The 12,474-nt window shown below is 47.4% G+C and carries 9 protein-coding genes; 6 read left to right on the forward strand and 3 right to left on the reverse strand.

The window, feature by feature from the left end; translation table 11 throughout:
• Positions 1 to 139: 139 nt before the first annotated feature.
• The 4 genes from ACFOEE_RS10955 to ACFOEE_RS10970 all read left to right on the forward strand — a co-directional run bounded on the left by ACFOEE_RS10955 (position 140) and on the right by ACFOEE_RS10970 (position 4,004).
• The gene (locus ACFOEE_RS10955) at positions 140 to 673 is read left to right on the forward strand and encodes a hypothetical protein (protein ID WP_377124122.1); all 534 of its coding nucleotides are present in this window, start codon (positions 140 to 142) and stop codon (positions 671 to 673) included.
• A gap of 113 nt (positions 674 to 786) precedes the next feature.
• A complete protein-coding gene (gene secD / locus ACFOEE_RS10960; RefSeq protein ID WP_377124124.1) occupies positions 787 to 2,655 on the forward strand; it encodes a protein translocase subunit SecD in 1,869 nt (622 codons plus the stop codon).
• Positions 2,648 to 3,550 (forward strand): protein translocase subunit SecF, encoded by a 903-nt coding sequence (secF, locus tag ACFOEE_RS10965; RefSeq protein WP_377124126.1) that lies wholly within the window; start codon positions 2,648 to 2,650, stop codon positions 3,548 to 3,550. The genes secD and secF overlap by 8 nt, the downstream gene beginning before the upstream one ends.
• A gap of 223 nt (positions 3,551 to 3,773) precedes the next feature.
• The gene (locus tag ACFOEE_RS10970; RefSeq protein ID WP_377124128.1) at positions 3,774 to 4,004 is read left to right on the forward strand and encodes a helix-turn-helix domain-containing protein; all 231 of its coding nucleotides are present in this window, start codon (positions 3,774 to 3,776) and stop codon (positions 4,002 to 4,004) included.
• A 26-nt stretch (positions 4,005 to 4,030) separates the two neighbouring features.
• Here the strand turns inward: ACFOEE_RS10970 and ACFOEE_RS10975 are convergent, their stop codons facing one another.
• The 3 genes from ACFOEE_RS10975 to ACFOEE_RS10985 form a co-directional block, all read right to left on the reverse strand.
• Positions 4,031 to 6,100, reverse strand: a complete 2,070-nt coding sequence (locus tag ACFOEE_RS10975; protein ID WP_377124130.1) for a M13 family metallopeptidase — start codon at positions 6,098 to 6,100, stop codon at positions 4,031 to 4,033.
• Between the two features lie 223 nt (positions 6,101 to 6,323).
• On the reverse strand, positions 6,324 to 7,733 hold the full coding sequence (locus ACFOEE_RS10980) for a YfcC family protein (protein ID WP_377124132.1): 1,410 nt from the start codon (positions 7,731 to 7,733) through the stop codon (positions 6,324 to 6,326).
• 134 nt (positions 7,734 to 7,867) lie between these two features.
• The gene (locus ACFOEE_RS10985) at positions 7,868 to 9,118 is read right to left on the reverse strand and encodes a glycerophosphodiester phosphodiesterase family protein (RefSeq protein ID WP_377124425.1); all 1,251 of its coding nucleotides are present in this window, start codon (positions 9,116 to 9,118) and stop codon (positions 7,868 to 7,870) included.
• A gap of 356 nt (positions 9,119 to 9,474) precedes the next feature.
• On the opposite strand from ACFOEE_RS10985, the gene ACFOEE_RS10990 reads away from it, so the two are divergent.
• Both ACFOEE_RS10990 and ACFOEE_RS10995 read left to right on the forward strand, forming a co-directional pair.
• On the forward strand, positions 9,475 to 10,662 hold the full coding sequence (locus ACFOEE_RS10990) for a cation:proton antiporter domain-containing protein (protein WP_377124134.1): 1,188 nt from the start codon (positions 9,475 to 9,477) through the stop codon (positions 10,660 to 10,662).
• A gap of 102 nt (positions 10,663 to 10,764) precedes the next feature.
• Entirely contained in the window at positions 10,765 to 12,453 is a 1,689-nt protein-coding gene (locus ACFOEE_RS10995; RefSeq protein WP_377124136.1) for an alkaline phosphatase, read from the forward strand.
• The last annotated feature ends 21 nt before the right edge of the window (positions 12,454 to 12,474 follow it).

Consider the following 12,474-nt stretch of genomic DNA (forward strand, 5'->3'; position numbering starts at 1 on the left):
ATATAAGTGAGTTAATAAGTAAGCGCATGGCGGGTTATGCACACCTGCCAAGCGTTTATTGAAGAGTTTGCACATATCGACTTGAAAATCGGCAAGGTTGACTATATGTCTAGGCAAGAGTTAAGAGGATGCCGTTAACGTGTTGCGAATAATATTGGCCATATTGCTGTTTGGTACGCTACTCAATGTGAGTAGTCGTGAAGCCGTGGTTGCAACTTGGCAAACGGTATCGATTGCACAATCAACTCCACAATCGTTCACACAACAGCTTAGCGAGCCTGTGGCCTCGCAGCAGCACATTGATTTAGTTGCTTATAGCTCAGCTAATAAAAGTAATCATGGCCATATCGGTAAAGCTAGTTTTGGTCAGTCGCCGCTATCAGGGCAAGGGCTAAAGCACCAGTTGCCAGCCCCTCATCCCGTTGAGCTGCCTGAGCGGAGTCGCTTGACCCATCCCAGTTACTTTTTACACCCCGAACAGCAACCTGATTATCAACTGCTGTATGCCTTGGCTGAGCCAGATATCCCGCGTGTGTTGCGGTTTCGTCAAAGTAAACCACTCGCACCACCTTGGTATAAATGCGCATCTAGACCGCGCACTGGTGCAATTGATAACTGCCAACCAGCCAATTTAACCTATCGCGCCAGACTGACTTACCAGTTAAATGCCTGATCTCTATTCATAACACAAGTTAAGCCGCGGCTTAGCAGAATGGAATTTTTATCAGGTATCAAGCTGTGATGTGAATAGCGTTTCGCTTCACTGAGCAGCTAAGTGAGTCAAATATGTTTGTACCAACAACTTCATCGTGCCCTTCATGGCAAGCGCGGTTTAAGCGCATCTGTATCGCCCTAGTTATAGTGGCGCTGGCGCTCTGTGCCATGCCTAACTTTTATCAAAACAGCACAGTGCTGAGTATTAGCCCAATAGCGGCAGAGCATGTGTTACCCAGCCATGATGTGCTGCAACAGATCTTACAGCGCAACCACTTTAACGTAGCCGAAATTACCTCGCTAGCCTCACCAGAGCAAAAAAGCACTGTGGTGACTTTAACTCCGCAAACGGCATCTGCTGCGGCTCAAGTTGTTCTTGCCGAAGCGCTACGTGACCAAGCTGTGGTCAAAGTGACGGAGCAAGCAACGGCGCCAATGTGGCTGCAAAAACTCGGTTTATCACCAATTAAATTGGGTTTAGATTTAAATGGCGGAGTGCTGTTTGTGCTTAAAGTCGATACCGCCAAAGCACTTGAAAAGCGCATGGAAAATATCGCGTTGGAAGCACAAGCCCTCAGAGTAAAAGAAAAGCTACACGGCGTGCGAATTGAACGTAGCTCCGCTGCTGGTGTTGAGCTAGTTGCCTTGCCACAGGGGCAAACGGCACTCAAGCAATTACAAGCGGCGTTAGTCACGCAATTTCCGCAGTTGAGTGCCACCACTCACCAACAGGGCAGTTTAATGCGCACAAATTTGCATTATAACGAAGCTGGCATTGCTGCGTTTGACAAACAAACTATGACACAAGCACTGACTACGCTGCGTTCACGTATTGAAGAGCTCGGCATTACCGAAGCGGTCACCCAGCGCCAAGGTGCAAACTATATCCGCATTGAGTTACCTGGGGTGCAAGACCCAGCCGCGGCTAAACGTATTATTGGTGCCACAGCGCAATTGTCCTTTCATGCATTGCAAGAGGTTGGCGGTAAGCCAGTTAAAGCCGAACACGGCACAGTGAATTTAAACCCATTAGCGATTTTCACGGGCGCCGATATTGATTCGGCGCAAGCGGGTCGCGATGAATATGGTAAGCCTTTGGTACAACTCCATTTGTCGTCTCAAGGTGGCGCAAAAATGTTACGTTTCTCCAGAAGTAACGTTGGTAAGCCGATGGCGACCTTGTACAGCGAATATATTGCTGATAGCCGCGGGGAAATCCAAGAGAACAGCAATGTCATTTCTGTTGCCACGATTCAACAAGTTCTGGGACAAAGATTTAGCATTACCAATATGGGCTCATGGCAAAAGGCAGAAGACTTAGCGCTGCTACTACGGGCCGGCTCGTTAGATGCGCCTTTAACTATCGTGACCGAGCGCACCATTGGCCCAAGCTTAGGCGCACAAAATATCAATAGTGGTTTCCAAGCATTAGCGCTCGGATTATCACTAACCTTAGGGTTTATGTTGCTGTGGTATCGCAAACTTGGGGTGATTGCTTGCATTGCCCTCGTGGCAAACTTGGTGTGTTTACTGGGTTTAATGTCACTGTTGCCAAGTGTGGTATTAACCTTGCCGGGTATTGCGGGGTTAGTACTGACTATCGGTATGGCGGTTGACACTAATGTAATTATTTTTGAGCGCATTAAAGAAGAGCGCAAACAAGGGAGCAGTATGTTGACGGCGCTACAGCGCGGCTATCAACAAGCACAAAGCAGTATAGTGGATGCAAATTTGACGACTATGATCACCGCTTTAGTATTGATGGCGATAGGGTATGGCCCAATTAAAGGGTTTGCTATTACATTGGCGCTTGGCATTGTCACCAGTATGTTCTGTGGTGTGGTGGTATCAGCGCAGTTATCGCAGTGGTTTTATCGTGTGCCACGAGCCGCAGCCAAAGTCGTCAAAAATAACCCGGTAAAAGAGGTGCAACATGGTTAATTTTTGGCAAAAAATCCGCACTTCAGGACTATGGCTAAGTATTATTGCGGTGGTGTTGAGCTGTGTATTGATAGTTGAACACGGCTTGGTACTGGGTCAAGATTTCACTGGCGGTTATGTCACTGAATTTCAAATCGTACAAGATCTTTCAGCAGACAATTTACAACGTGAGCTAGCCCCGCTGGTGGCGGGTGAGTTTCGTTTAACTCACCAAGGAGAATTACAGTGGCAATTGTTTCAGCCTCCCCAAAGTGACATCGCGGAACCTCTGGCATGGCAATCACAACTGCCGGAAAATCTCGGCCTTAAGATCCTCGATAGTCGCTATATGGGGGCGCAAGTCGGTGCAGAGCTAATCGAGCAAGGTGGGCTTGCCTTATTGGTCAGTTTGCTTGCCGTGGGCCTGTATCTTATCGTGCGTTTTGAATGGCGTTTAGCTTTGTCAGCCAGTTTAGCGCTGCTGCATGATATTGTGATCACAGTCGCGCTGTTTGCTGTTACAGGTATGGAATTTGACTTAACCGTGCTGGCGGCACTTTTGGCGATTATCGGTTATTCGCTCAACGATTCGATTATCATCGGTGACAAAGTCCGTGAGTTGGTGCGTATTCGCCCGCAGGCTGCGGTGAGTGAGACCATCAATGAAGCGCTGGGTAGCACACTAGGTAGAACCACCATCACTTCATCGACGACTTTGACCACAGTCGCGGCAATTTGGTGGTTAGGGGGAGCGAGTTTACAGGGTTTTGCCAGTGCGTTGTTTGTTGGTATTGCGGTCGGCACTTGGTCGTCTATTTTTGTCAGCGCTACTTTGCCGCAGTGGCTGGGGCTTAGTTTTGCTAACTATCAGCGCAACTTGAGCGAGCAAGAGCAGCAACAACTGGCAGAGCCGTAACATCAAGTTATTGAACTAACTTAGGAGGGCAACGGCGTTGCCCTCCTAAATGTTCTGCGATTGAGTGTGGAGCTTAAATCAAGTCTTTGCCTATCCATACGACTTTGCCGATAATCTCTAACTGGTCCAGCTCATTGGCTTTTACCAATGCCAGCTTACTCTTTACTAACTTTACTAACTTTACTAGGATCCGTGCACCTACCCCCACGGGCAAAGCCAGCTGATGCGATTACCAAAAGGGGCTGAAATATTGCGCTATGCGCGTAAATTACGAGGCTGGACGCAAGCGGAGTCAGCTGTCTGCTATGGAATTGAAGAACGCACCTTAAGACGTTGGGAAAACAACGAATTTAATCCAAAATGGATTGACGTGGTCGGTTTGGTAGAAGATGTTTATGCGTTAGATTTGGCGCAGTTGTTGTTTGGTATTAAAGCCAACCAAGGCTCGAATTAACGAGCCTTAATTGTTGCGAAGCGTTTTTACCAAATGCGTACGCGCTGATCTTCTGGAAGATACAGTTTGTCACCTGGTTTCACGTCGAATGCTTTGTACCATGCGTCATGGTTGCGTGGTGCTAAAGCACGGAATTGACCTGGTGCGTGCGTACCTGCACGGAGCTGATTGAGCATGCTTTGTTCAGTACGTTTTTCTTTCCATACTTGTGCCCACGCAAGGAAGAAGCGTTGGTCACCCGTTAAGCCGTCAATGATTGGCGCTTCTTTGCCATTGAGGCTTAGTTTGTAAGCATGGTATGCCATGGCTAGACCGCCGACATCACCGATGTTTTCACCCAAACTGTTACGACCGTTTACGAAGTTACCAGGGATTGGCTCATACTTACTGTATTGCTCAGCCAATTGGTCGGCTTTGGCTTCAAACGCGGCGCGGTCAGCATCTGTCCACCAGTTGCGTTGAATACCATTGGCATCCGATTTAGAACCTTGGTCGTCAAAACCGTGACCCATTTCGTGGCCGATAACCGCGCCTATGCCGCCGTAGTTTACTGCGGCATCTGCATTTGGATCAAAGAATGGTGGTTGTAAAATCGCCGCTGGGAACACGATTTCGTTAAATGAGCTGTTGTAGTAGGCATTGACTTGTTGTGGTGTCATACCCCAACGATTACGGTCAGTTTTCTCTAGCTCTTTCGCTACGCTGTCGGCTTGGAAGAATTGACGAACGTTTCTGATGTTGCCCATGAGGTCGTTGTTGCTAATCGTGAGGCCATCAAATGATTGCCAAACATCTGGGTAGCCGATTTTTGGCGTGAAGGCGGCCAGTTTGGCTTTGGCGTTCACTTTGGTTTCTGCGCCCATCCAATCTAAACCATCAATACGCTCACCAAGTGCGGTGCGGAGGTTTTCAACCAGTTCAGACATCTGGTGCTTAGATGACTCAGGGAAATGGCGTTTCACGTACACTTTACCAATTGCGAAACCGAGCGAGTCAGTGTCTGACATTTGGTTGATGGCACGTTTCCAACGTGGACGAGGCTCTTGTTGACCACTTAACTCTTTACCATAGAAAGCAAAGTTAGTGTTGAAAATCTCTTCTGACAATAAGTCTGCATTACCGCTTAGCGCGTGATAAGTAAGGTAATCTTTCCATACTGCCAAGTCTTCTTGATTGATTAAAGCAATCATGGCTTTAATCGGCTCAGGCTGTGACATATTCAGCTGCGGCACTTGGTAGCCGGTTTGTGCGAAGTATAAATCCCAGTTAAAGCCTGGATAAGCGGCCGCAAGTTCAGTGCGTTTGATTTGGTTTAAGGTTAAATCGCGGTCACGGCGTTTTTCACGCGGCCAGTGGCCTTCGGCAATTTTTGTTTCAAGTGCTAAAATGGCCTCTGCGCGGGCTTTGCCGTCTTCAATACCCGCAAATTTCAGCATGTCGGCAATGTGCGCCACATAAGCTTCGCGAGTTTTAACAAAACGCTCAGCACTTTCTAAATAGTAAGATCTATCTGGTAAACCTAAACCACCGGCACCCATAGACATTTCATATTGATTTGGGTCTAAACGGTTAAACCACATTCCGCCACCTAATGGTGCTTTTACGCCAGTCAGCCAAGCTTGCCCAAACACTTTAGTCAGGTCATCAGTGTTAGCAATCGCATTGATTTCTTGTAGCAGTGGTTCAAGTGGCTTAGTGCCTAGCTTATTGAGCGTTTCAGTATCCATGTAGGCTGCGTAGAAGTCCGCGACTAATTTCTCTTCACCGGTCAAGTCCTGACGAGAGGCTAGATCATCAATAATGGCTTTAACTTGTTCTTCACTGCGATCAGCAAGTGCTGAAAACGCGCCGTAGCGAGTTTTATCCGCAGGCATTTGGTAGTTGTCGTACCATGTGCCACTGGCGTACATAAAGAAGTCATCACCTGGTTTAACCGCTTCGTTGCGGGCGGTTAAATCGACCCCAAAACTGCCTAGCTCAGCTTTGCCAGTTTTAACTTCAGCTTGAGTCACAGTTTCGGTTTGTTTTACTTCTGGTTTTGAGCAACCGGCTAGAAAAGTAGCAGCCAGTGCCGCAGCGATTAGGGATTTTTTCATTGTTATTTTCTCTTGTTAGCGAAAGCGTAAGAAAGTGAGTTAATCACAGCACTATTGCATAAAATCGCTTCAGGATGCAAACGGGCTGCAAATCGGAACACTTTCGCGTTAAAAGTAGCGCAAGTCAACGTAGGTTCAAAATATTACGGGGGAATTGCGACTAGTTGCGGATTTAGTAGACAGTTTGACGGACTAAGCCGTCAAACTGCACATCTAGTTGGATTTAGTGAATTAGACCCGGTTGGACATCTAACCCATAACCAAACATCACGGCAAGGATTAGCACTAGGGCTGCAGCTGCCATAAGTTTTAACAACAGTGGTAAGCAGAATCGGAACCAATGACCGTAAGGAACACCAGCCATGCCTAAGATCCCCATCAATACCGCATTGGTTGGGATGATCATATTACTTAAACCATCGCCAAACTGATAAGCTAGCACCGACACTTGTCGTGACACGCCAACTAAATCACCCAGTGGAGCCATCAATGGCATAGTCACATAAGCTTGACCAGAACCGGAAGGAATAAAGAAGTTCAGCACGGTTTGCATCATTAACATGCCAGTGGCAGAAATTTCCGCAGGGACGTAAGACAGCGGTAACGACATACCATAAACTAAACTATGCAGAATTTGCCCGTCATCTAAGATCAAGGCAATACCGCGTGCCACGCCAATAAGCAGGGCGGTAGTGACTAAGTCAGATACGCCAGAGATAAACTGTTTCGCGCTGTCATCGGCTGACAGACCACCGATAATCGCAGTTAATATACCCCAAGCGATAAACACCGCACCGAGTTCGTACAAGTACCACCCTTGTGTAGCGATACCTGTGACTGCAACGATTAAAGTGATAATAAAACTGCCTAAAATCAACTGATGGCGGCGGTTTAGGCGCGGATAATCCGGTGCAGTTTTACCTGCTAAAGGGCAAGGTACATCCAGCATTATGGAATTGTTTGGGTCCGCTTGGACGCGTTTGGTGTATTGCCAAACATGATGAAAACCAATTAGGACAAATGGCAGGAAAATCGCTAAGCGTAGCCAAATACCTGAGTAAACGGGGATTTCAGCGATTTGCTGGGCGATTAACACGGTAAATGGATTAAAAGCCGAAACCCCGTACCCTATGCCGTAACCTGCGACTATCATGCCAACGGCAGTCATGGCATCAAGTCGCATAGCCTTACAAAGTGCCACCAAAATAATCACAAACGGAATATATTCCCCTGCGGTGCCAATACTGCTGGAGGCTAAGGCAAAGCAAAATACCACCATAAAAATAAGGCGCTCTGGGTGTTTGCCGTGTTTTTCTAAGAGGCGACCAATTAATGCGTCGACTGTCCCTGTGGCTCTGGCAATAGCTAATACCCCACCGACAATCAACACAAAGAAAATCACGTCTTGGGCGGCAGCAAACGCACGCGGAATGGCTTTGAGTAAATCCCAAGGGGTAAGGTATTGGCGTTCTTCAACAAGCTGGTAGGTACCAGCGATGACCATTTGGCGGCCAGACTCTAAAGTCTTCGTTTCAAAAAAGCCCTGCGGTACTATCCAAGTGGCTATCAGCGCGACCAGCATCATTGCCAGCAGCAGAATGAGGGTGTGCGGCACGCGAAAGGAATGAGACACGATACTTCCTACATTGTTAACAGACTAAGCCACAATTGTATCTAAAAAGGGAATTAAGACCAGATAAATACGTTGCTAGTGCGATTTCGTCGGACAAATAGCCATAATGTTGCTGCTAAGAGTCCATTACATCACTATTTTACTATCGACAGCTGCATGCAGTTGGCATAAAAGCTGGTGGTAGCAGGCCAATCGGAAAACACCCCAATTACGCCAATGTCTTTTGCTAGCACATCAAGCAGAGTTAGCACATCGCCTTCGGTGCGAAGTTGATTTTGGCCTTCGAGCTGACCGTTGATACTTTGATAGTACCAGCCGCCGCCTTGTCGCAATGGACCGGAACGCTCCAAACTCCACGCGATAATGTCTAACCCCGCTGCACGCGCCGCTTTAGCATAGGCGGAAGGCACAAGTTGCTGGTTTTCTACTGTCACTAAAGCCCAAAGTGGAGGCGCGATAATTTTTACCCCAAGCCCAGCCAGCTCAGCCATGGTCGGTGTCAGTTGTTCAGGATGATGGAGCAAAGTTAAGGCCTCGACTTGGCGCTCTAGGGAATTGTGTTGTGGCTCATCGCGGTCTTCAAGATAGATGGCTTGCTTGGCAAAATCTGGAGCGATTTTTTGCCAGTAAAGAATGTCTTTTAGGTTAAAGCTTTGTGGCCACACTTCGGCTGGATCTATACCCGCGGAGCGGTACTCATCAATCAAGGCTTTGGCAAATTGCTGCTGGCTAAGGTGACTTTTATCCTCACTGACTTCAGGCGCTTTTAGTTCAGGCGTAAAGTGACGACCTAAGGACTTAAATAACGCAATGCTTTGTGCATGGGTCATCAACGTGCCGTGGCTGGCGTAAAGTTCGGTGCGCCACGGTGGCGTGCCGCCGAGGTACTCGGCAACCGTTTTTGCGTGCGGGTTTGCGGCATCCATTTTTCCGTCTAAGGTGAGAAATTCCGCTAAGCTAATGTCCGACGTACAACATTTGGCAGAAGCAGGAGTGCCTTGATTGGGATCCGCTGGGGTAAATGGCACACTGCACTTGCTGGCAAGTGAGGTGGCAAGAATATTGGTGGTGGTATGCAAATCGCACTGTGAATGGCGGCAGACGAGCTGATGATCTTTAGTGAAAGTGACATCACATTCCAATGCACCAGCCCCCATTTTGGCTGCAGCTAGATAAGATTGTTGCGTATGTTCAGGAAACTGCAGTGGTGCACCACGGTGGCCGATAGAAAATCGCGATGGATAAAAAGGCCCGTTTTGACAAGCGCTTAACTTATCTTTTAGGCCGCCTTCTGGCATTGCTGCCAGTAAGTAAAAGGGACGTGGACCAAGCTGAACGTGACTGTTTGGATCAGATTGCGAAGTTTGGCTACACGCTGCCAGCATCAGTAGAGATAACCAAGGTAGCAGCAAGTGGTGCGGCAAACGTCGAAGCATAAGAACAATTCCTAACAGGTTGAATGTGTTAATAAACTCAAAGTTTAACAAGCAAATATGACAAATTAGGGAGCAGTAAAACATCGCCAGTCACACCAAACTGCTTTAAGTTAGGCACTTTGAGCGCCTCACCATGACTCCATATCTGCTTTGCCCAAGTAACGCTTAACTTACTCCACCAAATATCAAATGCCAACGGCAAGCGAGTTTAACTTCTGCCTATTAAGAGGGTTTAGCGCTGCTTGTGCTTTTTGATGCCTTATCGCATAGTTAGTTAATAAAAATCAAAACAACTAGGTAAAACCGTGAGTTACACCGCCCTTGCGTGGCTTGGCGTCGCGCTATTTATTTATTCTATTTCAGTGCGGCAATTGCAGCGTGCCGAACTGACCGGGCCGATGTGGTTTGTGTTAATTGGTATAGGGTTAGCGCTTGGGTTTGAACACCATGTCTCCATTCGTGAACTCGACAGACAACTTTGGCAGCCTGTGGTTGAGCTAACGCTGGCGATTTTTTTATTTTCAGACGCGGCAAAAACCCGCTTAAGGGTGTTGGCTGCTTCCTATCAATTACCCACTTTACTGCTGTTACTGGGTTTACCGCTGACCGTGTTGTTTGCCACTGCAGTTGCGCATTACTTGCTGGGGTTATCATTTGCCGCGGCGGCGTTATTGGCGATAGTGGTAACCCCCACCGATGCAGCGCTATGTCGCGGTTTTATTACTGCCAAACAAGTACCGGCCAATTTACGTGAAGCCATCAATATTGAAAGTGGTCTTAATGACGGTTTGTGTGTGCCGCTATTCTTATTGGCCTTGGCACTCTTTGATAATCCGCAGGCACTTGCTGGTGGTGATATCTTTATGGTGTTTATTCGCGAATTAGGCATCGCACTTGGAGTGGCTGTAAGTTTGACGTTAATCGCCATTTTGCTGTTGAAGCGCGCTAAATTTCATCATTTGTTTGCCAAAAACACCAGCCCATTTTTGTTTGTTGGGTTTGCGATCATGGTTTATGCCCTGACTCAAAGTTTGCATGGCAGCGGCTTTATCGCCGCGTTCGTCAGTGGTTTGTTGTTTGACCGTTTTTACAATGATGAGCTTAAAGACACGCTGATTGCCGAAGGCGAAAACATAGCAGAGCTCGCGGCGATGTTGAGCTGGACTATTTTCGGTTTTATCTCGCTTGCGACTTTGAGCCAGCTCAGTTTAGCGGGGTTTTGTTACGCTTTAGGAGCGGTGACGATTTTACGGGTGTTGCCGGTGTTGCTGGCACTTGGCCGCAGCAACTTAGACTGGCAAGCTAAACTGACATTAGCTTGGTTTGGCCCGCGCGGCTTAGCTTCTGTGGTTTTTACCTTGATGCTATTAGATATGGCTAATCCTGAAGTGCGTTTGATAACCGAAGTTGCCGTCTGTACGATTTTACTCAGCGTTTTTTTGCATGGCCTAACAACCCGACCCATTGCGTTGAGCTTTGCTAAAAAGTTCTAATTTCAATACATTAAATTGTCATAAAGGTGAAATAAAAGCGTCATTAAGCGTCCCTAGACTGTGCCGCAATTTAGAACAAGAACTCTACCTTAGGGACATAACATGAAAAAATCCGTGCTCGCGCTGAGTGTCTCAGCATTACTCCTCACTGCTTGTAATGACAACAGCCCAAATGTGGTTGAAGTTGTCAAAGAAGTGGAAGTGATCAAAGAAGTACCTGTGACACCAACGCCTGTTACCTCAGTGAAAAACGTCATCCTTATGATAGGTGATGGGATGGGGCCACAACAGGTGGGTCTGCTTGAAGATTATGCGCGTCGTGCGCCAAACTCGACTTACAACGGCAAAGGCAATTTAACTGCGTTGTCTAAGTTGGCGGACAACGGACATTTAGGTTTAGCACTCAACCAACCGTACGGCGCGACCAGCGGCAAATTAGTTGTAGACTCAGCATGTTCTGCAACGCAGCTGGCAACGGGTAAAGCATCAGGTTCGGAAATGATAGGTCTTGATGAGCAAGGCTTTATTGTTGAAACAATTCTAGAAAAAGCCAAAAAGGCCGGCAAAGCCACAGGGCTTGTGTCTGACACCCGTATCACCCATGCAACGCCAGCCGCTTTTGCAGCCCACCAAGCACATCGTTCGCTAGAAGGGGCAATTGCGGTTGAGCTAGTAACCTCAGGCAGTGTCGATGTGTTGCTCTCAGGTGGTGCGCGTGAGTTTGTGCCAGCGGATATTAAAACCAATACGGCTGCACAACAAGCGATTGAAGCATTGGGCGCTGCGCCAAGTGTGTATAAAAAATCTAAGCGTAAAGACAGCCGCAACTTATTAGTTGAAGCCAAAGAACAGCATGGCTACAGCTTGGCATTCGATAAAACGCAACTTGCCAATAGCGATGCAACTAAGCTACTTGGCCTATTCGCTAACTCTGGCATGGCCGATGCGATTGCCTATAAAGCCTGTAGCGCTAATAACAGTTGTACCGAGCCATCATTAAAAGAAATGACCGTAAAAGCCTTGGATATTTTGGCTAAAGATCCTGATGGTTTCTTCTTGATGGTCGAGGGCGGTCAAATTGACTGGGCAGGCCATGCCAATGACGCCGGTTGGATGCTAAATGAATTACTGAAATTTGATGAAGCAGTAGAAGCGGTTTACCAGTGGGTAAAAGACCGTAACGATACACTAGTGGTGGTGACCGCTGACCATGAAACGGGCAGCTTTGGTTTTAGCTACTCGCGTAAAGATCTGCAAGAGGGTAAAGATTTACCGGGTGATGGTATGCACGGTGCGCAGTACAAGCCGAATTTTAACTTTGGTAACTTAAGCAACTTAGATATGCTTTATAAGCAAACTGGTACTTTCTTTAATATGATGGATGCCGCCAATGCGAATTGGGATTTTGCTTCTGCTACTGCCAGTGATTGGATGAACGCTATCAACAAGTACAGCGAATATAAAGTTAATATCGATCAAGCAGCGAAAGTCGGTGAGCGTGAAGTGAACGATTACTACGCGCCAGATCATAGTTACCAAAGCGCCACTATGGTGCCTAAGTTTGAAGACTTTAAAGAGTTTTATGTTTACGCCGACGAAGATCACACCGGTAAAATTGCGCGTGCGTTAGCAGCGGATCAAAACGTAGTGTGGGGTACCGGCACACATACTGCGGCACCAGTACCGGTTTATGCTTTTGGCCCAGAAGGCGTGACCAAAGCGTTTTCAACCATGCAGCATCACACTGATTTAGCCAACAAGATGATGGTGGCGTTAGGGGTTGCAGAGTAACTGACTAACGGCATTTAAAGG

This window comes from Pseudoalteromonas fenneropenaei, from assembly GCF_042643375.1.
Taxonomy (GTDB): domain Bacteria; phylum Pseudomonadota; class Gammaproteobacteria; order Enterobacterales; family Alteromonadaceae; genus Pseudoalteromonas; species Pseudoalteromonas fenneropenaei.